This window comes from Streptococcus sp. A11, from assembly GCF_043674225.1.
GTDB classification, from domain to species: domain Bacteria; phylum Bacillota; class Bacilli; order Lactobacillales; family Streptococcaceae; genus Streptococcus; species Streptococcus suis_V.
This window is the reverse complement of sequence record NZ_JBIMJS010000003.1, coordinates 1-22,830: the sequence shown is the minus strand read 5'-3', so window position 1 is coordinate 22,830 and position 22,830 is coordinate 1. Positions and strand designations below refer to the sequence as shown.

Below are 22,830 nucleotides of genomic sequence, written 5' to 3'. Positions count from 1 at the left end.
AATTAGAACTATTCTAATACATACCGCTTCCCCCATCTAGCAAGAGTACAGCACAGATGGAATGGTGGTATCCCACTACCGACTAAGAAAGGAGGCAGGAATGGAACTACATTCTCACTTAAACTCGGAGAATCAAACAAGCTTTGACCATGTGATCCAGCATTTGAAAGAAAAAGGCATTCGGATTACCGAAACAAGAAAAGCTGTCGTTGCCTATCTAATCGAAAGCGACGACCACCCAAGTGCCGAAATGATTTACAAGGACCTCCTGCCCAACTACCCTAATATGAGTTTGGCAACGGTTTACAATAACCTCAAGGTTCTCTTGGAAGAAGGCTTTATCACCGAACTTAAACGAGCAAATGACACGACGACCTACTATGACTTTATGGGGCATGAACACCTCAATGTTATTTGTGAAAAATGCGGAAAAATCACCGATTTCATGGACGTGGAAATTCCAAGTCTCAAGCGCGAAGCCCATGAACAAACTGGCTATAAGATTACCAAAGAAGTCCTGTCCATTTACGGTGTCTGTCCCGAATGTCAACTGAATAGCTAGAAAGCGACTTTGTCGCTTTTTTTATTTTTCCTTTGAATTGTCAGAACATTCTTATTTAGAATTATTCTAAAAAGACTTGACATTCTTTTTAGAACTGTTATAATTAATTTAACTAAATGATAATAATTCTAAATAAGGAAATGATAAACTATGACACTCGTAACCAACCTCAAACAATACAGCCACATCATCACAACCGCTCTCTGCTTGGTGCTCATTCTAATGGGTATCCTTCTGTTTCAGACTGGACAGGGATGGGCACCCATCCTCTTCATTTCAGCCTTTGTTATCGGGGGCTACCAGTCAGCCAAGGAAGGTCTGACTGAGCTGATTTTCGACAAGCACCTGTCTGTTGACCTGCTCATGATCTTGGCTGCTATCGGCTCTGGCCTGATCGGCTACTGGATGGAGGGAGCCCTACTCATCTTTATCTTCTCCCTTTCTTCTACTCTGGAAGAATTGGCTATGGAAAAAAGCAAGAACGCTATCGCAGCTTTGATGAACATGACCCCTCCAACGGCTCGCAAAATCGAGGAAAATGGTGACATCACTGTCTTAGACACTGCAGCCATCCGCATCGGCGACCTCCTGCAAGTTCGCAAGGGCGACACGGTCCCACTGGATGCGACCCTCATCAGCCCACAATCTATCTTTGACGAATCCATGATTACAGGCGAGCCGCTCCCTGCGGAAAAAGTAGCTGGTGCGGCTGTTATCGGCGGCACTATTAACCAAGGTCCAACTGTGACTGTTCAAGTAACAGCTGAAAAAGGCGATGCCCTCTTCGATAAAATCGTCCAGATGGTCGAAAATGCCCAAGAATCCAAATCAAAAACAGCGACTTTCATTGAAAACATGGAAGATACCTATGTGAAAGTTGTCTTGCTTGTGGTGCCTCTCTTCATCCTCCTTGCTCATTTTGCACTGGGCTGGGACTGGTTGACCGCCTTCTATCGTGGCATGATTCTCTTGACCATTGCTTCTCCATGTGCACTTGTAGCTTCTTCTTCACCGGCTACCCTTTCTGCCATCAGCCGTGCGGCAGGCAAGGGCATGATTATCAAGGGCGGTGACATTGCGGATAAGATCGCCAACTTAGAAGCCATCGTCTTTGACAAGACGGGTACCCTAACCATTGGTAAACCTGAAGTTGTAGGTGTAACCTATCTTGGCGATGAAAAACTGATCAAGGAAGTTGTTCAGGCAGTTGAAAAACAATCTAGCCATCCCATCGCTCAGGCTCTGATGACCTATACGGCTGACAGCTCTGCTATTGCCCTCCAAAGCCTAGAAGATGTGACCGGAAAAGGCTTGGTGGCAAGCTATGAGGGCGACAGCTGGAAAATCGGTAAGGCGGGATTTGTGGTAGACAGCCTGGTGAGTCCTCTGTCTACTGACCTGCTGGCACAAATTGATGAGGCGGAAAGTACTGGGAAAACCCTGGTCTATGTTAGCCAAAATGATGTGCTGGCAGCGATCTTCATGGTGGAAGATAGTTTGAAACCTGAGAGCAAGCAGCTAATGGCCCAGTTGAAAGAAATGGGAGTGACGCCAATTCTCTTGACGGGCGACCAAGAAAAGACGGCTCGTTACGTGGCGAGTCAGGTCGGTATTGACCGTGTGATTGCCAACTGTCTGCCGACGGATAAGGCTGCTGTTATCCAAGAATTACAAACCGAGTTTGCGTCTGTCGGCATGGTCGGAGACGGCATCAACGACGCTCCCGCCCTGGCTCAAGCCAATGTCAGCTATGCTATGGGAAGCGGAACGGACATCGCTATGGAGTCAGCTGACATCGTACTCATGGAAGACCTGACGAGAATTCCTTACTCTATTCGTCTCTCTAAGAAAATGCGGGGCATCATCAAGCAGAACATCATCTTTGCTCTATCTGTCATTGCCCTTCTTATCATCTCCAACCTCTTCCAGTCTATCAACCTGCCACTCGGTGTGGTGGGCCACGAAGGATCAACGATTTTGGTGATTTTGAACGGGTTGAGACTCTTGTATTTTAAATAGCTTCAAACCGCCATATAGTTGGCGGTTTCTTTATTGATATGGAAAAATACTTTTATTATTGAAATGAATAGAGATTTACAACCTAGCCTAGCTCATACAGAAGGTGCTTCATTCAGTTAGACATTGAACTAGATGGATAAATCCTCATCGGAAGCATAGTATTTCCAAGCAACCGAAAAGCAAGTTAGATGCTGATAGTCTTCTATCCATTCACGAAAATAGGGAATTCCTAACATGTTTTCATCTACTTCAGCTTCATCGTATGAGTATGGGTGCGCGACAACTCCAATATCGTAATCCCCAACTTGCCAATTGTTCCCGTATTGATGTTCACCGCCTAAGTTGTCAATCAATCTGCCAGTTCTAAAGTCAATATCTGTACAAATCGATAAACTCTTAAAATCAACAAAATCCGGCGCAAAAGGTTTCAGATGATAACTTCCTTCCACAAAGTACGTATCCTCAAGATTTGGATACCGAGCTATAATGGACATTTTTATGGGCTGACCATTAAATTCCAACCAGAAATTGCCGATCGGAGTTTTCAAGAGGTCGTAAGCTACCGATGAATCGGCTGGGATTTTTTCTTCCGATAGATCACAGATATAGCCGTGAGTTAGTAAATTCTCCAGTTTTTCGGCAATTATTTCCGACCACTCTCTTGACTTACCAAGCACAGTTTTTATCTTGTTGAGAGGATAGGGAGGACGGTCTGCTGGCGCGGTAATGATAGCCACTACTGGAACAGCTTTTTTTATAGCTTGCTTGCCAACTAAAACTTCCACCCAGTCTCCCCTTTCTATCGTTTGGTCAGGACAATAGTAGGTATAGGGTTTGCCGTCAACTGAAAATTGTACCTGGCAAAATCGTAGCATTTTATTCGGTTTCCATAAGAGAGCCGGCTCAAGAGGTCGTTTTTCAAAGTAGTGTACCTCATCTCTATCCCACCAGTCCTCCGTCATCCAGCTATTGCAATAAGGACAAAAATGTTCGTCATAATCATCTAAATAACATGGGGCTATACCACAAGATGGACAAGGCTTCCCATCCTCATCGATAAAACCATCTAATTCAACACCATTGATATAGAGACCATAGTCATCCTCCGGTTCATACACATGCGTTTCAACAGAATGCGGTACACAACTCAACCAGTCATCCAAAGGCAAAGAAAGAATACTATAAATCTTGACCTCACTCCATCTCTCCTTGAGAGATTGACCATCATAGATTTTTGCCTCAAAGAGCTCCTGAGCTGTATTAAATCTACCTCCATCTGGTAGATCTGACAAACCTGCCCAGTAGGGAGCTTCATTTCCTGAATATCCAATATATCGAAGAGTATCCTGATTATCTGTCTCAAAACGAAAAGCAGTCTCATCAACATTCATCCCCGCCTCAAATTCTTGCAAGAAATAATCATACTGCAAACGAGTAATGGCTGGATGCCCTACTGTAGTCGGTTTATGGGGAATTCCCAACTTAAAACTTTCTGCCGAGAAGGAAAAATAGCCATTTACAAGCTGAAATTGACAAGTAGTGCCATCATATAAAACTTCATAAATCCACCACCTCGAAAGTCCCTCCATGTCTTGCATTCTAAAATCTGTCACTCCCTGGCATTCCAAATCCCAAACCAAGGCTGGCGCATTAGAAGGACTTTCTGCTAAACAATCCTCCTCAATGGTTAAACGTAGACTAGCTGACTGACTATCATAGGAAAAAGAACCAATCAAATAATCATGAAACTGTCCAACAGATAAGAAATAATCAACCAATTTCCCAGGTTCGGTAATGTACCCTATTCTCTTTGTCCACATGATATTCTCCTCTCACAAATCACTCCTCATAATATCTCGGTAGGTCAAGCAAGGTAGCCCTGTCGAGCCAGTTATTCTTATTCTCCAATAAATAATACCAGACAATATGATCTGAGTCGGCCAGTGCTTCTTCAAACTCATATCTAGCCTCTACCCATCTTCCAAAGTCATCATCATCATCTAGTAAATAAATCTCTTCTTGGACACCATGATTCCAATAAAAACGAGAAACATAGATACAATTTTCTTCAACCGCATACCACTCCAAGCTATGGTCCAGTTGAATAGCGGCTCTAATCGCAGCGATAGGAACATCACGTTTTGTCGCAAACTTTAGGACCATCAAGCCATCTGACCGTATCTTATGAGTGAAGCCATAACCATAATAGATGTATTCACCGAATTGTTCCCTATATTCACCAATATTTTTCACACAGACAAGTTTATTAAAACTAATATACGGTGGATCAATCCTTTTTTCGTCTATCGGGTAGTAATCTAAAAAGTAGGTTTCAAAAAAATCTTTGGAACAAATGACCTGTTGATAAACATAATTTGCCATAACATATCCACCCTCCATTCCTAGTTTTAGTATAGCACCTTATCTGAAAAAACTTGCCAAAAATGACAAGTTTTCCTTCAATTTATCCAAAAGATTTATCAATCAACTCCTGCATCATGCCTTCCTTGGCATAAGGAACAGTATCTACTTGTAAGAAGTTTTTCCGGCTAATGGTGTCAGGTAAGGTGCCAAAGATGAACTCCAAAGCGATCTTATGGATAATAGCCGTTGGCGCAAAGCCGTAAACTTGCTCTTCCAAGATATGCTTGAGCCGCTCATGCCCTTCTGGAAAGGCTGCTTGTAAGCCTTGGCTATTATAGAGGCGTTTGACCAACTCTGTGATATATAGCCCTGATTTCATATAGAGGTCAATAAAGTTTTTGGATGGGTCGTCGAAGATACCAGGATTTTCCTTTTCCAACTCATCCACCATTTTCTGAACCACCTTCTTCGGTGTGAAGATTTGGTTGGTCTTTTGAGGTGGAATATAGTCAAAGATGTCTTCTGTCCTATCTTCAAAATAGTTTGCCAACTCTGCTTTTTTCCGTAAAAATTCTTGGATGGCCTGATCAAAGGTCGGCTGGTCAAAGAGATGGCCGGCAAATTCAGGTCCACCATCACGCAAATAACGGAATTGGTTGAGGTTGATGCCCGTTACCTCGATGAAGACTTCATCTGGTACGTAGCTATCGAAGTTTGCTAGGGTTAGATGTTCATCTCCATAAGCCATGATGAAGCTTGGAATGGTGCGTGCAAAGCCACGTAAGTGACCGCGAATCTCGTCCTCAGCCTGAGCCTTGGTGCGTTCTCGCTGTTTGACTTCCTGTTGTTTGACCAGATCATGCGGCAAATCCTGCACTTTTTCTGCCAGCCGTTGCCGTAGCTCTGCCTGATGGGCTTGGTGCGCTTCTATTTTCTTGACTTGATAGGCCTGCTCCAGTTCCTCTTTTTGCTGACTATCCACCGTTTCCTTCAAAGCTTCTTGGTATTCATTTTCGAGATGAGCCTGCTGAATATCAAATTCTTTTTCGCTACGCTGGATGAGGGTCTCAATCTCCGTATGAATCTGTTTCTCAATTTGCTTACTTTCCCGATTAGTCAAGTCATAGCCAGCAGTTATGTCTGCCACCAAGGTAGAAGATATTTCTTTCTGAACAGTTTTGACAAAAGCCTTGTCAACAGTTTCTACCTGGTCAACCAACTCTTCCACAGTATCTAATAAATCATAAACTTTTGTCCCAAAAAGGACTTCTTGACGGTTGATAACCAAATCTTCTGCCACCTGAACCTGTCCTTCTTCATCCACCTCAATATCTGGAAATTCAAGTGTATCCGGTGCATGGCTGATTTTCCCTTGTTGCTCAACAGGGAGTTCATCCAAGATGTCCAAAACCAGCTGACTAGCACGGAAAATACCTGCGATATTGTCAAATAGGAAGTTGGACATAAAGCCACGCTTGATGACTTCTGCTGCACGTATCTGGCTTGGAATGGTCATGACTGCCTGAGCGTCAATTTCCACCATCTTGCCTTCCCTATCTTCTGCGATAACTGGGAAGAAGTTGAGCAGGTTGCGGATATTTTCTTCTCTAGTTTGACTGATTCCTGCACCACCCGCTGTCGCTAGACTGAGGTTATTGGCAAAGTCACTAAAGAGTGACAGGGTCCGTTCAGGAGCAAAATCAAAGACATAGGCCCGCTCTTTGCGGTAAACCTTGTCTCCTTCCACCCAACTGTAAGGGTTTTGGGCACGAAAGGCAGCCTGCATATAGAGGGCTGGAGATTGAAGATTGCTCAACATCAAGACTGCTGTCCACTCTGGAATGGTCACACCAGTCGTCAACTGACCGACAGACAGGGTGATGGTATAGTCATACTCAGCAATGGCCTTCCTGACCATATCGAGCGACTTGCCATTGGCTTCTGTATCCTCAGCTTCTCGCTGACTGACAGAACCTGCAGCCAGCACAATCTTATACCGGTCAAAGGTTGGATGGTCTTCCAACAAGTCTTTCAAGGCCTTGGCAGAGGCCACTCGGTCTAATAGCCAAAAGCTGTGCTTGATTTCCCGACGGAGCTCTCTAGTTGAAAATGGGTATTTTTCATTAGTGGTCAAGGTGTTCAGCCATTCTTTGACTTCTCTCTCATGGATAAAGCTGCCTGATTCATTGGTCGCAAAAAATTCATTCAAGTCAAAGGCAAAATCAACCGTTTCACTGCCAAAATCCGCACCATCTCGAACCCTGTCCGTGATCATCTTGGACATCTGGTAGGTGAACATGTTGAGCTGGGGAAGGTTTTCATAGGGATTTTCTTGCTCGGAGCTTGAGAGCCAATCTTGCTTGGCAGCCTGCTCATCCGCATAGGACCAGTTGTATATCTGGTTTTCCGAAAATTTGCCCTTGGCTAGAGCCTTAAAGGGAGTTCCAGACAAGTGGAGGGTAAAGTTGCGCTGGATTTGGTGAAAGGCAACATCTGTTTTTTCCGTATCCACTCCTTCATGGGCCTCATCAATGACCAAGAGATCCCACTGGGTCTTGGCTACCCACTGCAATTTATCATAAGCGCCGCCGAAATATTTGGACCCTTTCAGATCTTGAAGGCTTAAAAAGGCGATTTCCTTAGCGTCTTCCTCGGTAAAGAGGAGTTTATGGAAGTCCTCTCGTGATAGGGATGGTCTGCCCTTGAGGGAATCCGACTCCGAAACAAACTTATAGGAGGTCGATCCCGCGATAAACTTATGAAAATCATCAAACCAGGAATTGGCGATGGCTGGGCGGTTGGTCACAATCAAGACTCGGTCACAGTTGAGTCGCTTGACCAAGTCATAGGTGGCCAGGGTCTTGCCAAAGCGTGGCTTGGCATTCCAGAGAAACTCTTTCTTGCGTGCATCCTGATTGGTCTGGATATAGGTCAAGGTTTGCTGGACAGCTTCTTCCTGCTCCTGTCTGAGCTGGTAGTCCACCTGCTCCCCTGGCTGATAGCCTGCATAGTCGTGACGGACAAACTGGTCAAACAGGTGGTTGGCCTTTTCTGGTTGACCATTGAAATAAAACCACTCGGTCTTGGGACGGCGTTCGATGGCATGGAAGTTCAAAAACTGGTGGAAGTCATGGTCTTTGAAGGGCTTGCCCTTGTCTGGCTCTTCGATGTACCTAGCCTCTTGCTGCCACAAAATAGACGGCTCAATCCCCGCCGTATGGGTCTGCTCCTTAATCCTCTGCTCCACCTGACGCTCGGTATAGCCAATCTTGATCCAGCCGTCATTGGTCGTCACATGGGGTGTGGTATAGGCGTAGATTTTTGGAGAAATCTCTTCTGAAGTTTTAATCAAAACGGACATAGATTACCTCTTGTTTACATTAAATCTTAATCATTTGTAATCGTTTAGTTTGTATCAGTCGTGTTAATAAGTTCTTTCCGTGATCTTTATTATCTAAAGTTTGACCGTATTTCTCAATCAACCGTGAAATCGCCATAATTTGTTCATGCTCAATTTCATGACTTTTGCTTTTATCATAAATACTATAAAAGAAAATTAAGCTAAGATTTGGATTGGAGTATAAATCATAGTAATCAAACAACTGCTGAAAATAGGCATAATCCGCTTCTGCTAGAGAATGACCATAGAACTTAATAGTTTGAATATCTTTTGTATAAATATCACGACCCTCACCTATTTTTTCAAAACCTTGTGTATAGGATTTTAATGTACGATATGTCTTTGTGAATCGATATTCCAATTCACTAGCTTGAAACAATGAATGGTCCACACCAAAAATAATATTTGAGAACCTCAAACCTTCATCATCTGGAATTTTACCATGTACGTCCAAAAATTTTACTGGAGAGAATGTAGGCCGAAACATTTGAGACCAAAGTGATGAGTAATTAAAACTAAGTAAATGATAAGGAATTGGGACAGCAGTAAATATTTCCTTTTCTGGGTCAACCATCCTTCTCAAAAGACTGTTTATTTTTTCATCATAATTTGGAGTTACAGACAATCTATATCGTAAAAAGCATTGAAAGTCATATTCCAATTCATTTAATTCATGTAGCAAAACATCTGCAACTAAAGACTGAATATCCTCTAATTCATATTCAACAACATTATCATAGATTTCTTGAATCTTTTGATAAGATTCCGTTTCTGGAAGTTGTAGTAAAGTCAAATCTTTTTTAACCAACACATATGCTAATTTTGCAATAAAGTTAGTCTGACTCCCCTTCATATTTTGAACTCTGTAAACCGTTTGCTTTCCAAGGGAAACTAATTTTCTTTTCTTGTACTTAATGACACTTGCAATATTATAAATGAGATGTTCTTCTTTCAAATAATGAGCAATCATACTTTCAACATTTGACCAATTTCGATTTTCCAACATTTTTTCATGTAGAAAAATTTGGTACCAAATATTTACAAACGAATAAACTTCTTTTTCACTATGCTCAAACCAATTAGTGCTATAAAAATCAAATCTATTCTCGAACCTATCAGCTACAATACTCAAATCAATTTCTTCTGTATCGATAGATAGCTCACTTTTTTTCTGCGAAAAAGCATATTTTAAAAAGTTTTCATATGTCGTTTCGAGACCACATTGTAAATCCAGACCATTCCCAACCACAAATAATTCAGTGGCTACTTGCTGATTGTCTGTCATCAGTCCATCTCCCTAACTTTGGATTCAATAAAGTCAATCTCTTTCTGAGAAAGACCATATTTTTTATACAACTGGGCGTCAATCTCCGCCACCGACTGGGACCAGTCGATGTCCGAGCTTGACGTAAAGTCTTGGAGAGGAACTTTTGCCCAAGTGGAGCGGGAGTTATGCTGAGTAATTTTTAAAACACCTAATAATGCTCTCGCAAACTTACTCTTAATGTATTTTAATAAGGCATTTGCTTCAAATTCTGTTGTTACATTGCCAATAGTTAAGAAGGTATCAGTATGCCCGATTAGGGGTTCCCCGATTAGGGGTGTACTTAACACTTCTCCTAAAGCTCCGCTACCATTTGCTTCAGGAACAAATATATTATAGTTTATAAAAGGTTCTGGAAAATCTATGTACTCTTTTTTTATAAACTTATATGTTCTTTCCGTACCTGAACGACCTAAAATCTTTACATACTCATCTTCGTTCTCAACATTATTAAAAAAGGCAAAATTGAAATTTGTAAATGATTTGGATACAATTTTATTCTTTGTACCTTTACCTTGTAGTTGCTCTGCCTCAGGAAAGTCTTCAAAAAATTTATTTGAGAATCTATAAATTCCTTGTGGATAAACTATTTCTGAAAAAGGTGAGAAATCACTTCTGTTTTCACCTTTCCGAACAATGCTATTCAATGTTTCAAAAACTGTAAATGTCCCAATTTTCCCAAAGGTATTTTCAGAATCTCTATAGGTTATGGCAACTCCACCTTTTATATCTGTCGCAGAAAATACCTCATTACTTTTTAACCAATACTTCACAACTTTTACTTGTTCATCGTTCAGCATTTTGTTATTCCAATTTTTAGGTGTCTGTCCAGCATTAAACAAAAATCGTGCTGGTGTAATCAATAAAGCCTTATTTCCAATTTTATACGACTCTTCAATAAAATAATGATATATTGGTTCATCTCTAGCTCCACCTTCTTCCTGATACGGTGGGTTTCCAATGACAACATCAAATTTCATAGGGCTTTCTCCTTGTGATAGACGCTCAAAATCTATCAACTCATTTGTTTTCCAATCTTTGATCTGTGCCTTTTGTGGCTGGCTGGTCTGCTCTGCTATTTCCTCAAAAAGGCTGAGCTGAACGGCTTCCTTAGCTTGCTCGGAGTAGGGGCTGGTGTAGGTCAGGCCGTCCATCTGCAGGACATTGTAGGAAATAATCTGGGTAATGGTCTGTTTCTGGCTGGGGCTGGGTTCCTGGTAAAACTTGGCTTGATAGTAGTCGATGAAGCTGGCTAGGAGGTTTTCACGCGCCAAGAGCAGGGAATCTCCTTGATACTCATAACCATAGGCGTTCTGGTAGGCGGTCACCGCCCCTTGGAACCAGACTTCTTCCTCATGGACTTCCTCAGATAGACGGTGGAGCTTGCGGTCCAAAAAACCGACCCGCTCCTCAAGGTCGAGGGCCTGTCCAGTCACCGTATCGTAGCGGGAGACCATGTAAGGGGCTTCCCCGCAGGTGATTTCCAACCATTTGAGGTTGAGGTAGGCCTCTAGGTCTAGATCTTGGAAGTCTTGGTCCACGGCATCAATCTGCTGTCTGACCAACCAAGTTGGGGTAAACACCTCTGCTCGGACCTTGGTGCGGTCTTTTTGCTCGTACTTGGACTTTTCTGAACGTGGCTGGATGAGGTTGGCATAGGGACCCGTCACTCTAGTAGGAGTGATTCGGTCATAAGCACCGAACCCTTTTCCCAGCAACTCATAGGAATGTGTAGCCCAAACAATGGACTTGTTGGTCGTTCGATCTTTCAAGAGGGTCCTAAGAAGACCAGAGGACTCTCTCGCTAATGTTTCTTCGCTAATATCTATGGTCGTCATAAGGCACCTTTTCTCTTTATTTAACTTCTATTATACCATTTCTTTACAAGTAATAAAATCGTTTTCAGAGGAGTGTAAAAAATAAAAAATAAAAAAAAAAGCATTGGGTTGAAAAGAACCTCCTTATATGAACAATATAAGGAGGTTCTTTTCAGGGCTTTTTCTTTTTTTAATAAGTAGCCAGACGTTTTTCCAAGCGTAACTGCCCCACAGCATAGAGTGTACAAATGACCCAATAAATCAAGGCTACGCAGATATAGACAGTCATGTAGTCTGACTTAGCACCGCCGACGATTTTGGCCTTGTTGAAAATTTCAGGCACTGTAATCATGGCTGTCAGCGAGGTACTTTTTACCATGTCCAACAGAACATTGCTCAAAGGCGGTAGGGCAATGCGGAAGGCCTGAGGAATGATAATCTTGCGGTAGATAACATTGGTCTTGAGGCCCAGACTGCGTGCCGCCTCCCATTGACCCTTATCAATAGCCGACAGGGAAGAACGGATGATTTCCGAGATGTAGGCCGATGACATGGAAGTAAAGGCAATGATGGACGCTGATATCGCATCCAGCTGAATGCCCATAAAGGGCAGACCAAAATAGATAAAGAAAAGCAAGACCATAAGCGGAATACCCCGCATGAGGGAAATATGAGCCATAGCCAACCAGCGGAGGACGGCAAGTTTAGACATACGCATCAAGGCTACAAAAAAGCCACAAAAGGTCCCTAGGGCAAAGCCGATAAGAGAGAGAGCCAATGTATAGGGCAAGCCCTCTAGAATAAGCGGAATAGCCTCAAAAGCTAGTTTTGGATCAAAAACAGCCTGCCAATTGATAGACATAGAGAAATACCTTGGAGGCGCCGACCAGGTCAACACCCGTCCTTTCTTTACTAGATAAAAAGGTAGGAATCACTTCCAACCTTTCTGATGTTTAGTCAACGTCTACTACTGGCAACTCATCTGCACCTTCAGCAGGTTTGGTCAAGTCTTGACCAGCATAGTGTTTTTCTGAGATAGCCTTCAAGCTACCGTCATCTTTCATTTCTTTGATGACCTTATCCAACTCTTGCTTCAAGCTGTCATCCTCCTTGCTCATGACAATCACAGATTCGTTTGGATTGTAACGAACATCACCCATCTTCACTTTAATATCTGGGAATTTTGCAGTAATCATCTTAACTGCGACCACTTGTGTGAAGTAGTCATTTGGAATAAAGTCTGTACGACCAGTGGATACATCGCGAAGGTAAACATCGTTGGTTACGTTATCGTAGATAACTGGCTCTGCGCCTTGCTTTTCAGCAATCTTCATGAAGGTTGTACCAGCACCACCACCAGCTTTTTTACCCTTCCAGTCTGAAAGGTCTTTTGCGGTGATGTTTGATGAGCCATCTTCACGGACAATCATACCAGATACAGAATACTTGTAAGCCTCAGAGAGGTTGTATTTTTCCTTACGCTCAGCTGTTGGCTGCAGGTTGTTTACTGAAACATCTACCTTGCCTGAGTCTACTGATGTCAGAGCTTCTGCTACACCGATTTCTTGGAATTCAATTTCGAGATCCAAGCGCTTGCCGATTTCCTTCATCATATCGACTTCATAACCAACCAATTCCTTCTTGTCATTGTAGTATGACGTTGGGAAAAGCGTACCTGGGGTCGCAACTTTCAAGACACCTGCTTCCTTGACTTGTTCCCATTTGGTTGGTTCTGCAGCTGCTTCTTCTGTCTTAGAAGCGTTGCTTGAGCAAGCTGCCAGCGTTAATGTAGATACAAGAAAGGCTGATGCCAACAATTTTTTCAACATGTCAATCTCCTCTGGAAGTGACAAACTTCCTTTTTCTTTATTTTTGGTGTTAACCCACCAACTTTAATAGGGTAACATTTTGAAAAAGATTTGGCAAGAATTTGGTACCGTTTTTTGTAGCCATTTACATTCTAAACAAATGAGCATCTTCCAAGTCCTGGGCTAGCTGTAAAAGGATATCTTCTCGGCCCTTAGCTGCTGTCAATTGGACCCCTATCGGTAGGCCTTCTTTGGTAACATGCGTCGGCAAGCTAATGGATGGTTGGCCTGTAATATTGGCCTGTTGCGTAAAGGGAGTAAGAGCGAGACTGTCCGCAAACATCTCCCAGATCAAGTCCTGCTGAGCAGCCATTGAATATTCCTGGGTCTGCTTGAGGCGGGTTTCTAAATCAACAGACGGCTGAAATTGACCATGAAGAGGAGCCACATCTGCCACCGTGGGAGTCAGGAGAATGTCGTAGGTCTGGTGAAATTCCTGCATAATGGCACTGTAGCGGTCCCAATCCTGTAAAACCTTAGAATAAAGCTTGGCCGGTATGGTTTGACCGCTCTGATAAATGGCCCAGGTCATGGGCTCCATGTCATCCAGAGTCATTGGGCGTCCAAAAGCCGTTTCAATTTCATCAAACATCTGAGCAGTCTCTACGCTATTCATAATATAATAGGACTGCATCACTTCACTCCCGTCCAAGGGTTGTCTCTGTAATTCCTCCACTTGATGCCCCATCCCTAGAAGGTGGTCGACCAGCTGAAGAACCGCCGTCTGCGCTTCCAGACTAACCTTGCTACCAATAGGGGACTGACAGGTAAAGGCAATTTTCAAAGAGCGATTAAGAGAACTGAAAATCGACTCTTCCGACAGGGTTGCCAAGGGAAAAGGCGCCTCAACCTGATAGGTTTGAAAATGATAAAGTAGCCGCTTGGTGTCCCGCACGGACTTGGTCAAGGCAAAGTTGCTAGAAGCCCCCTGCCAACCTCGGAAAGACTTGGGTCCGACAGGAATGCGCCCACGACTGGGCTTGAGACCAATCAAACTATTGAAGGACGCGGGAATCCGAATGGAACCACCACCGTCCGATGCTGCCGCAATGCTAACCATTCCAGAAGCCATGGCTGCAGCTGCTCCTCCGCTTGAACCGCCAGCATTGCGCTTGACATCTGATGGGAGATTGACCGGACCATGGACCAGAGCATCCGAGATATTTTTAAAGCCAAACTCCGGAGTATTGGTCCGACCCAGAATAATAAAACCCAGGTCCTTGAGAGCTTGCACATACCTATCCGTATGGCCGACCGAATGACCCTGAAACAATCTAGAACCCGCCGAAGAGGGATGCCCCTTTTCATTTTGCCCTAAATCCTTTAACAGCAAAGGAACCCCAGCAAAAGGTTTACCCAAAAAACCTTGCTCTTCTGCCTCAGCTAGAGCCTGGTCATACTGGGTGTAGACCACCGCATTAAACTGCGGATTTAGCACCTCTATCTTCTCGATAGCCTCTTGAACCAGTTCCTTGGCCGAAACCTGTCCGCCATTGACAGCCTGAGCCTGAGCTGTCGCATCCATCCATTCCATATCTACACCTTTCTCTTTTGTAAATAGCAGAGCTGCTAGCTAGCCTGAGGGCAAAACTTGATTCGACTATATGCCATACTTCCCCTGAAACTCCTTAATTCCTCGTCCCAGGTCCATAAAGTCAGCCATATTGTCCGATGAAGGATAATAGTTTGAAAGCCTAGCACCATTTCTCTCTAGGACGACCTCAATTCGCTTCTGCATATCCTCGACTGTCAATTCACGACCAACCAGGTCTGAGAGATTGGCCATTGAGGCAGGATTGACCTGGGGATAGCGGTCTGGTATCGGTTGGCCACCACTACTCGCCTGGTAAAAATCAGCCACCAGCTGGCCTCGTTCTGCTTGATTGCCATGAACACTGATATAGGCTGAAATAGCAATGGCCTGCTTATAGACCCGCTGGGCCAAACCAGCAAACTTCCGCCCCTGGATAGACAAATCATGGGTGCCCGGGCAGTAGGAAGTCGCTATTTCGCCACTCTCCACTTGAACTGGAAAATCCGCCAAAGACTGGCTAATCAAGTCCACCATGACCTGATAGCTTTTGTGGAGGTTAACCTGATGCCCTTGAGCATTCGGCAAAATCAAGGTCAGATTGAGTACGCCTTGGTCAGCCACCACTGCCAAACCACCCAGACTACGGATAATAGGGCTGTAGCCAGCCTGTTTAATATGAGCCAGACCGGCCGCCAAGTCCGGCACCTGACTGTCCATCATGCCCAATATGACCGTCGTATCCATGGGCCAGTAGTGCAGAATGCCTTGCTGGGGCTGTTGATTGACCTCGCGCAAAAAGACTTCTGTCCAGACCAAGGGGCCCTGCTTACTCCCTGCCAGACCCGAACGATCCTGGTATTTTTTTAGCTCAAGACCAGTCAACCACTTGTCCATCCGTCATCCTTTTCATTTCTACTAATGCTCTTATTTTACCATAAGACTATTGGAACTATTTGAAAAAAATACTGATATAGAAAAAGAGGTTTGATATAACATCCAACATCACATTATTTGAACAGTAAAAACACTTTAACACAGTGGTTGATTGGCTTTCACAGTTTGATTTTCATTGGGTATGATACAGAAAAAGGACTGGCAGTGCCAATCCAATCTCTCTTATAAATCTTCAAAAGCGTCCTTGACCTTGTCGAAAAAACCTTTTTTCTGCGGATGCACATTGATATTACCTGCTACCGCAAAGTCTTTTAAAGCTGCTTTCTGGCGGTCATTGAGCCCTGTTGGTGTCACTACATTGACAGTGACATACTGGTCACCCATGGCACCCCCGCGGATACTTGGCGCACCCTTGCCTTTAAGACGGAAGGTCTTGCCTGTCTGGGTCCCTTCCGGAATAACCATATCCACATCACCATGAACCGTTGGCACATGGACGGTGTCACCTAGTGCAGCTTGAACAAAGTTGAGGTCCAATTTGTAAAGGATAGTCGTACCTTCACGCTCAAATTTATCCGATGCCTCGACTTGAACGACTACATAGAGATCTCCATAAGGGCCTCCGTTAAATCCTGCTTCACCTTGACCAGCCAGACGGATACGCTGACCAGTTTCGACACCTGCAGGAACCTTGACCGTAACAGTGTGAGCCTGTTTCTCATGACCAGTTCCACGACAGGTCGTACACGGATCCTTAATCTGCTTGCCACGACCGTGACAGACATCACAGGTCATCTGACGGCGCATGGTTCCAAGTGGTGTCTGTGTATCAACATTGATAACACCAGAGCCATGACAGCGTCCACAAGTTACAGGACTGGTCCCAGGTTTGGCACCCGAACCAGTACAGGTACGACAAGTTGCCTCACGGTTGTAGGAAACTTCTTTTTCAGCACCGAAAATAGCCTCTTCAAATTTCAAATTGACACGGTACTGCAAATCATCTCCCTGACGAGGTGCATTGGGATTACGTTGAGCAGTTCCACCACCGAAGAAACTAGAGAAGATATCCTCGAAACCGCCGAAACCAGCACCGTCAAAGCCACCAAATCCGCCACCGCCGAAGCCACCATTGGCTCCAGCCGCACCAAATTGGTCATAAGAGGCACGTTTTTGAGGATCGCTCAAGGTCTCGTAGGCCTCTTGAACTTCCTTATATTTATCTTCCGCACCAGCATCCTTGTTAATGTCTGGGTGATATTTTTTTGAAAGCTTCCGATAAGCTTTTTTAATTTCGTCCTGAGAAGCATCCTTAGAGACGCCGAGACGATCGTAGTATTCTGTATTGTTCATATAAGATACCTTATCTTTTATTTTTGATAGTTGCCTTAGGCTGCGGGGACGCTGTGAGCTTTTCCTCGCTTATGGCTAGAGGTTTCTTATTGTCAACTTTGTTGCCAATAAAACCTCTTCCCTAAGTCTCAAAAATCTCTCTAGCTAAGTTTCAAGCCTAAGGTATTGAAACTTCCCGAAATACCACAGCGGCGGTAACTATCGTTTTAGCGACCCCTGGTCGCTCTTGCTGACGCACATTACCCAAAAACAGAGGCTGGGTTGCAACCTCTGTGATTGGAATTTTGACTTAATAATGATTTCTATTCTCGGGGAGATTAGAACTGAGTGCGAGCTAAGAACCTTAACCTACTTCCTACTATTTTTCAAGAAGTCAGGATAAAAAGGTCTCCCAGTCCAACCGCTCGTTGCTCATTTCTGGCTCCCAGGCTAAAATAGTCCACAGGACTATTTTACTTTTCAGTAAACTCGCCATCTACAACATCATCGCCTGCGTTGTTAACTGTTTGGGCACCTTCTTGGCCTGCGGCTGCTTGTTGTGCTGCTGCGGCTTGCTCATAGAGTTTCACTGCAAGGGCTTGGGCTTTTTCGTTGAGGTTTTCAAGTTTAGCCTTCATGTCGTCCAAGTTGTTCGCTTCTTGGGCTGCTTTCAACTCATCAAGGGCTGCTTGGGCTTGGTCACGTTCTGTGTCGAAGCCTTTGCCTTCCGTTTCTTTCAGCGTTTTCTCAGTCGCAAAAATTGCTTGGTCAACATCGTTACGAAGGTCCACTTCTTCCTTACGTTTCTTATCTGCTTCAGCGTTTGCTTCTGCATCTTTCATCATGCGGTCGATTTCCTCATCTGTCAAACCTGAGTTCGATTGGATAACGATGGTTTGTTCTTTTTGCGTACCAAGGTCTTTGGCTTTTACAGAAACGATACCGTTCTTGTCGATGTCGAATGTTACTTCGATTTGTGGAATACCACGAGGTGCTGCAGGGATGTCTGTCAATTGGAAGCGACCAAGAGTCTTGTTGTCTGCTGCCATTGGACGCTCACCTTGAAGCACGTGGATGTCAACAGCTGGCTGGTTGTCCGCCGCAGTTGAGAAGACTTGTGATTTAGAAGTTGGGATAGTTGTGTTACGGTCGATGAGTTTTGTAAATACGCCACCCATTGTTTCGATACCAAGTGACAATGGTGTTACGTCAAGAAGGACAACATCTTTGACATCACCAGTGATGACACCACCTTGGATAGCCGCACCCATGGCAACAACTTCATCAGGGTTAACTGATTTGTTTGGCTCTTTACCAGTTTCAGCTTTTACAGCTTCTACAACGGCTGGAATACGAGTTGAACCACCAACAAGGATAACTTCGTCGATTTCTGACAAGCTGAGACCTGCATCAGAAAGAGCTTGACGAACAGGAACTTTTGTACGTTCTACAAGGTCGTATGTCAATTCATCAAACTTAGCACGAGTAAGAGTCATTTCCAAGTGAAGAGGTCCCGCTGCACCTGCTGTGATGAACGGCAAGCTAATTTGAGTTGAAGTCACACCCGAAAGGTCTTTCTTCGCTTTTTCAGCAGCATCTTTCAAACGTTGAAGAGCCATCTTGTCAGCTGACAAGTCGATACCATTTTCTTTTTTGAACTCTGCTACCATGTGGTCGATAATCTTTTGGTCAAAGTCGTCACCACCGAGCTTGTTGTCACCGGCTGTAGCAAGTACGTCAAAGACACCGTCACCAAGTTCAAGGATAGATACGTCGAAAGTACCACCACCAAGGTCGAATACCAAGATTTTCTCGTCTTTGTCAGTCTTGTCCAAACCGTAAGCAAGGGCTGCTGCAGTTGGTTCGTTGACGATACGTTCTACTTCAAGACCTGCGATTTTACCAGCGTCTTTTGTTGCTTGACGTTGAGCATCGTTGAAGTAAGCAGGAACAGTGATAACGGCTTTGGTTACTTTTTCACCAAGGTATTCTTCAGCGTAGCCTTTCAAGTATTGAAGGATCATTGCTGAGATTTCTTGTGGTGTGTATTCTTTGCCGTTTGCTGAAACTTTTTCAGAAGTTCCCATTTTTGATTTGATAGAGATGATGGTATCTGGGTTAGTCACTGCTTGGCGTTTTGCCGCGTCACCAACGATGATTTCACCATTTTTGAAAGATACAACAGACGGAGTTGTACGGTTCCCTTCTGGGTTTGCGATAATTTTTGATTCAGTTCCTTCAAGAACTGCAACTGCTGAGTTAGTTGTACCTAAGTCAATACCGATAATTTTAGACATATGATTTACCTCTTTTTTTATTTCTTTTAGTGATACTCTCCTTAAGTGGCGACGCCGTCAGAGCCCGCTTTTGCGGTCTCTTTGACTAAAGTTTGAGCCAATTGTCTCAAACTTTGCGTATCTACCGCCACGGCGGAGAGTATCAAATGGGCTCACGATGTTCGCCAGCCTACAAGCCTAAGGCCTGTCTTTGTTTACAATTTCATAGTTTAACGACATTTCGGTCAGGTTGTTCGACGCATGAAGATATAGTCATCTTCAATGTTGTTTGATTCTTGAAAGCCTAATTTCTTCCAGAAATTTCTAGCTTCCAAATGTTCTTTATGAACTGGTAGAGAAATTTGAGCTAGGCTGTGCTCTATGCTCAGATAGTCTATGCAGACTTCAGCTGCTTTTCTGCCAAATCCTTTTCCTTGATGATACTTATCAATTAAGAAATTGATGATTTCACCATTGCTGTCTTTGCAGTAAAGCGAAACGTAGCCTATCAATTCACCTTCATTATAAATAGCTTTCGGATGTGAGAATGGTCGAAGGCTCCAAGCTTCTGCCAATGAAAACTCAACTGAATCGACATAATCTTCGTTAGATAAGCCAGAATCTAGATGTAAGCAATCGTGAAAATTTTCATCGCTGATTTCGCGTAGCTCTATCATTTATTCTGACACCACTACCATAGCCGGTCTCAACAGACGTTCATGCAACTTGTAGCCTTTTTGGAAGACTTGAGCGATGTGTTCTGCTGGGCAGTCGTCTGTGGCTGGAACAGTTTGAATAGCCATGTGAAGATTTGGGTCAAAGACATCTGTTGCGACTTCTTCCACCCCTTCTTCTTTGAGGGCTTGAATCAAGCTTTCCTGTACCATTTCCAAACCTTTTTTGACATCTTCTGTCAGACCTTCGACTTGAAGGGCACGTTCCAAGTTATCCAAGCTCGGCAAGATTTTCTTGGCCAAGTCTTGCGAACGGTAACGTTGAATGGTTTGGCGTTCCTCGTTGGCACGACGTTGGATATTTTGCATTTCAGCATGGGCACGGAGGTACTTGTTTTCAAATTCCTCTGCACGCTCGTTTGCCAAATCCAATTCTGACTTTTCAGGCGTTTCCACAACTTCTTCTGTTGTTTCAACCTCTTCTACGATTTCTTCGTTTTTGATTTCTTCTGACAAAGCATTCTCCTTCTAATTTACCTCATAATGATTACTACTTAGATATCGGTAGTAATCTGTTAATTTCATAAATAGGACGCGGCTGATGATGTTAATCAAACTCATCTGCCTACGGTAGTCCATGTCAACTGGACCGAGCAAACTCATCTGAGCCATGCCCCGATAGGGGATAGGAAAGCGATGATGAATGACCGTCACATCTGCAAGGGCCGGATCGCTGTGTTCCGCCACGGAAATACTAGTCTGCTGGTTTGGCGCCAAGCCTTGCCGCAACTCTGGGGCTAATAACTGTGGGCTATCCAAGAGTTGATAGGTGGCCAGATTGCCGTAAGTCAGAGAGGCGACTTTTCCACTGATGAAGACTGATTCTTGGAAAAGATTGGAAAAGATATAATCCATCAAATCCAAGACATTGTCCGTCGTGGTGAAGTAACGTTGCACTACCTGGGGAATCTCCGTCCGCAGCTTGTAATGGATTGCCAAGACCGTCTGCCCAACGAAGCGCTCATCAACTAATCGTTTGAACACCTCCAAGTCCCTGGTCAAAAAGTTCTTGGGAATGGCAAACTGGACAGTGACAGGTTTGGACTGGTCCAGAGTCAAGACTGCCAGAGCATCGTGGCTACTGAGTTGCACGATGTCAAAGGAAGTCAGCTGCTGACTGGTCGGCTCCACATCTAAAATGACCGAGGTGTAGCCTGTCAAATCCGCTAGGACCTGACTTGCCCGCTCCAAGATGTCCTCCAGCTTGAAGGCTTCAAAGTCGAAGGCCTTGACCACTTGATAAACATCTTCTTCATCGATATGTTCCAGATTAAGCGAGTGGTTGACAAAGTATTGAAAACCAGCCCGACTGGGCATCCGACCACTTGAAGTGTGAGCCTTTTCTAGCAAGCCCAGTTGCTCTAGCTTGGCCATGTCATTGCGAATGGTAGCAGAGCTAGAAGCAATCATTTCCTGTAAGGCCTTAGAACCAACTGGCTCATGATGGCGCGTAAACAATTCAACAATCAGATTCAAAATATCATTTTGACGTTGGGTAATCATCTTCGCTCCTTTCATGAACACTGTTTTAGTTACGCTCAATGAAAATCGACAGTAGCCTAGGAAGCGAGGCCGAATGTAGAACTGTGGTTCACAAAGGCAAGCTGACAACGGTTAGTGTTGATTTTCGAAGAGCGTTAGCACTCTATGATGTCGAGTGCTAACCTATATACTCCCATTATACGCCGAAAAAATGGATTGTCAAGAGAAAAAACCAAAAAATTAGCACTCTTTTGCTTAGAGTGCTAAAAATCAGTCTGAGGACCTAGTTACTCTTTTACCATACGATAAAAACGGATGCCTAGTAATAATAAAAGCGGAATATAAATGATAGAAATACCTAAGACAAAACCTGGACGCGAACGCAAACTTGTTCCCAGTAGAATGCCGTACAGTCCCAAAGATGGCAAATAGCGTCTTTGGAAGATTGTTTTCACAAACTCCACTTTATTTTCTCTATCACCATATAATTCAAGCTCTCCCATCTTCGCAGGTTTCCTAAAAATATTGAAATTTTGGCAGGATACGACAAACTCCCATCCATATTCCTCGTACATATGCAGATAGTTTTCTCTATCTTTATTTTTTGCTTTCTTGAAATCAACCTGATACACAACCCCTTCTGGCAGGCATTTTTCAAAATGATAAAACAAGAGCCAGCTAATCTTAACTAGTTTCCACCCTTGCTGATGCATCTCACTGAGATAGTCTGCTTGCTGACTGAAATCTGTGATAAAAAATACCTTGAACTCTGTCCTAGTCTCCATCATTTTCTCCCTTGCTATTTCGATAGAGCCGTTCAATCCGAGCCAATTCTATGTCTAGGATTTCTCGACCTGTTTCTGTTATCCGATAAAACTTCCGCTTATCTTCTTCCCTGACAAACCGAATCAAGCCGTCCTTTTCCATTTTCGACAGGGTGCCGTACATGGTTCCAGGGCTAATCACGACTTGCCCTGCCGTGACTTCCTTAGTCTTCTGTGTAATATCGTAACCATGTCGTTCTTTCTGTAAATGAAAGAGAATATAGAAGGCTGTTTCTGTCATGGGAACATAGACACGTTTTAACTGGTTCTGTTGCAAAGTTTTAAATAAAGAATAAAATCCCTTACGGTATCTATGATTTAAGCTGGGATTCCCAATAATACCTTGATTTCAGTACAGACCGAAAACCCGAAGAGAGTGCCTTCTTTTCGGGTTTTCTTA

18 protein-coding genes and 1 pseudogene are annotated in these 22,830 nt (G+C 43.8%); 2 read left to right on the top strand and 17 right to left on the bottom strand.

Translation table 11 applies throughout. From position 1 onward, the window contains the following. The first annotated feature begins 100 nt into the window (after window positions 1-100). Together ACHBIF_RS02485 and ACHBIF_RS02480 are read left to right on the top strand one after the other, a co-directional pair. Window positions 101-562 carry a Fur family transcriptional regulator gene (locus ACHBIF_RS02485; RefSeq protein WP_158455813.1) on the top strand — a complete coding sequence of 154 codons (462 nt, stop codon included), beginning with the start codon at window positions 101-103 and terminating at the stop codon, window positions 560-562. Between the two features lie 150 nt (window positions 563-712). After that, a complete protein-coding gene (locus ACHBIF_RS02480; RefSeq protein WP_394718441.1) occupies window positions 713-2,581 on the top strand; it encodes a heavy metal translocating P-type ATPase in 1,869 nt (622 codons plus the stop codon). 128 nt (window positions 2,582-2,709) lie between these two features. Here the strand turns inward: ACHBIF_RS02480 and ACHBIF_RS02475 are convergent, their stop codons facing one another. The 17 genes and pseudogenes from ACHBIF_RS02475 to ACHBIF_RS02395 form a co-directional block, all read right to left on the bottom strand. After that, window positions 2,710-4,401: a hypothetical protein gene (locus ACHBIF_RS02475; RefSeq protein WP_394718439.1), complete on the bottom strand. Its 1,692-nt coding sequence runs from the start codon at window positions 4,399-4,401 to the stop codon at window positions 2,710-2,712. Window positions 4,402-4,420: 19 nt separating this feature from the next. Beyond that, entirely contained in the window at window positions 4,421-4,963 is a 543-nt protein-coding gene (locus ACHBIF_RS02470; RefSeq protein ID WP_153048448.1) for a hypothetical protein, read from the bottom strand. A gap of 82 nt (window positions 4,964-5,045) precedes the next feature. Beyond that, window positions 5,046-8,306 carry a DEAD/DEAH box helicase family protein gene (locus tag ACHBIF_RS02465; RefSeq protein WP_394718436.1) on the bottom strand — a complete coding sequence of 1,087 codons (3,261 nt, stop codon included), beginning with the start codon at window positions 8,304-8,306 and terminating at the stop codon, window positions 5,046-5,048. Between the two features lie 19 nt (window positions 8,307-8,325). Further along, window positions 8,326-9,630 carry an AbiH family protein gene (locus tag ACHBIF_RS02460; RefSeq protein ID WP_394718434.1) on the bottom strand — a complete coding sequence of 435 codons (1,305 nt, stop codon included), beginning with the start codon at window positions 9,628-9,630 and terminating at the stop codon, window positions 8,326-8,328. Next, window positions 9,630-11,507 carry an Eco57I restriction-modification methylase domain-containing protein gene (locus ACHBIF_RS02455; protein ID WP_394718432.1) on the bottom strand — a complete coding sequence of 626 codons (1,878 nt, stop codon included), beginning with the start codon at window positions 11,505-11,507 and terminating at the stop codon, window positions 9,630-9,632. The genes ACHBIF_RS02460 and ACHBIF_RS02455 overlap by 1 nt, the downstream gene beginning before the upstream one ends. Window positions 11,508-11,676: 169 nt before the next feature. Continuing rightward, the gene (locus tag ACHBIF_RS02450; protein ID WP_105123055.1) at window positions 11,677-12,348 is read right to left on the bottom strand and encodes an amino acid ABC transporter permease; all 672 of its coding nucleotides are present in this window, start codon (window positions 12,346-12,348) and stop codon (window positions 11,677-11,679) included. A 91-nt stretch (window positions 12,349-12,439) separates the two neighbouring features. Next, window positions 12,440-13,315: a transporter substrate-binding domain-containing protein gene (locus ACHBIF_RS02445; RefSeq protein ID WP_394718429.1), complete on the bottom strand. Its 876-nt coding sequence runs from the start codon at window positions 13,313-13,315 to the stop codon at window positions 12,440-12,442. 124 nt (window positions 13,316-13,439) lie between these two features. After that, a complete protein-coding gene (locus tag ACHBIF_RS02440) occupies window positions 13,440-14,888 on the bottom strand; it encodes an amidase (RefSeq protein WP_394718427.1) in 1,449 nt (482 codons plus the stop codon). A gap of 66 nt (window positions 14,889-14,954) precedes the next feature. After that, window positions 14,955-15,782 (bottom strand): lipoate--protein ligase family protein, encoded by an 828-nt coding sequence (locus tag ACHBIF_RS02435; RefSeq protein WP_394718423.1) that lies wholly within the window; start codon window positions 15,780-15,782, stop codon window positions 14,955-14,957. A gap of 222 nt (window positions 15,783-16,004) precedes the next feature. Next, window positions 16,005-17,135, bottom strand: a complete 1,131-nt coding sequence (dnaJ, locus tag ACHBIF_RS02430) for a molecular chaperone DnaJ (RefSeq protein ID WP_172079324.1) — start codon at window positions 17,133-17,135, stop codon at window positions 16,005-16,007. 452 nt (window positions 17,136-17,587) lie between these two features. Next, window positions 17,588-19,411: a molecular chaperone DnaK gene (gene dnaK / locus ACHBIF_RS02425; RefSeq protein WP_394718421.1), complete on the bottom strand. Its 1,824-nt coding sequence runs from the start codon at window positions 19,409-19,411 to the stop codon at window positions 17,588-17,590. Window positions 19,412-19,635: 224 nt separating this feature from the next. Further along, the gene (locus ACHBIF_RS02420; protein WP_238719219.1) at window positions 19,636-20,067 is read right to left on the bottom strand and encodes a GNAT family N-acetyltransferase; all 432 of its coding nucleotides are present in this window, start codon (window positions 20,065-20,067) and stop codon (window positions 19,636-19,638) included. Beyond that, complete coding sequence (gene grpE, locus ACHBIF_RS02415) at window positions 20,068-20,580, bottom strand: nucleotide exchange factor GrpE (protein WP_002937516.1); 513 nt, start codon at window positions 20,578-20,580, stop codon at window positions 20,068-20,070. Window positions 20,581-20,592: 12 nt separating this feature from the next. Next, entirely contained in the window at window positions 20,593-21,627 is a 1,035-nt protein-coding gene (hrcA, locus tag ACHBIF_RS02410; protein WP_105106491.1) for a heat-inducible transcriptional repressor HrcA, read from the bottom strand. A gap of 266 nt (window positions 21,628-21,893) precedes the next feature. Further along, the gene (locus ACHBIF_RS02405; RefSeq protein WP_029187636.1) at window positions 21,894-22,391 is read right to left on the bottom strand and encodes a DUF2812 domain-containing protein; all 498 of its coding nucleotides are present in this window, start codon (window positions 22,389-22,391) and stop codon (window positions 21,894-21,896) included. Further along, complete coding sequence (locus tag ACHBIF_RS02400) at window positions 22,381-22,671, bottom strand: PadR family transcriptional regulator (protein ID WP_050573140.1); 291 nt, start codon at window positions 22,669-22,671, stop codon at window positions 22,381-22,383. Before ACHBIF_RS02400 ends, ACHBIF_RS02405 begins: the two co-directional genes overlap by 11 nt. Window positions 22,672-22,748: 77 nt before the next feature. After that, window positions 22,749-22,830: pseudogene (locus ACHBIF_RS02395) on the bottom strand (IS6 family transposase); the annotation flags it as partial.

Coding starts and splice junctions, on each gene's coding strand:
- ACHBIF_RS02475 (WP_394718439.1), bottom strand. CDS start 4,401: ATGTGGACAAAGAGAATAGGGTACATTACCGAACCTGGGAAATTGGTT.
- ACHBIF_RS02400 (WP_050573140.1), bottom strand. CDS start 22,671: ATGACAGAAACAGCCTTCTATATTCTCTTTCATTTACAGAAAGAACGA.
- ACHBIF_RS02450 (WP_105123055.1), bottom strand. CDS start 12,348: ATGTCTATCAATTGGCAGGCTGTTTTTGATCCAAAACTAGCTTTTGAG.
- dnaJ (WP_172079324.1), bottom strand. CDS start 17,135: ATGAACAATACAGAATACTACGATCGTCTCGGCGTCTCTAAGGATGCT.
- hrcA (WP_105106491.1), bottom strand. CDS start 21,627: ATGATTACCCAACGTCAAAATGATATTTTGAATCTGATTGTTGAATTG.
- ACHBIF_RS02480 (WP_394718441.1), top strand. CDS start 713: ATGACACTCGTAACCAACCTCAAACAATACAGCCACATCATCACAACC.
- ACHBIF_RS02485 (WP_158455813.1), top strand. CDS start 101: ATGGAACTACATTCTCACTTAAACTCGGAGAATCAAACAAGCTTTGAC.
- ACHBIF_RS02460 (WP_394718434.1), bottom strand. CDS start 9,630: ATGACAGACAATCAGCAAGTAGCCACTGAATTATTTGTGGTTGGGAAT.
- ACHBIF_RS02445 (WP_394718429.1), bottom strand. CDS start 13,315: ATGTTGAAAAAATTGTTGGCATCAGCCTTTCTTGTATCTACATTAACG.
- ACHBIF_RS02405 (WP_029187636.1), bottom strand. CDS start 22,391: ATGGAGACTAGGACAGAGTTCAAGGTATTTTTTATCACAGATTTCAGT.
- ACHBIF_RS02435 (WP_394718423.1), bottom strand. CDS start 15,782: ATGGACAAGTGGTTGACTGGTCTTGAGCTAAAAAAATACCAGGATCGT.
- ACHBIF_RS02455 (WP_394718432.1), bottom strand. CDS start 11,507: ATGACGACCATAGATATTAGCGAAGAAACATTAGCGAGAGAGTCCTCT.
- ACHBIF_RS02470 (WP_153048448.1), bottom strand. CDS start 4,963: ATGGCAAATTATGTTTATCAACAGGTCATTTGTTCCAAAGATTTTTTT.
- dnaK (WP_394718421.1), bottom strand. CDS start 19,411: ATGTCTAAAATTATCGGTATTGACTTAGGTACAACTAACTCAGCAGTT.
- ACHBIF_RS02465 (WP_394718436.1), bottom strand. CDS start 8,306: ATGTCCGTTTTGATTAAAACTTCAGAAGAGATTTCTCCAAAAATCTAC.
- ACHBIF_RS02420 (WP_238719219.1), bottom strand. CDS start 20,067: ATGATAGAGCTACGCGAAATCAGCGATGAAAATTTTCACGATTGCTTA.
- ACHBIF_RS02440 (WP_394718427.1), bottom strand. CDS start 14,888: ATGGAATGGATGGATGCGACAGCTCAGGCTCAGGCTGTCAATGGCGGA.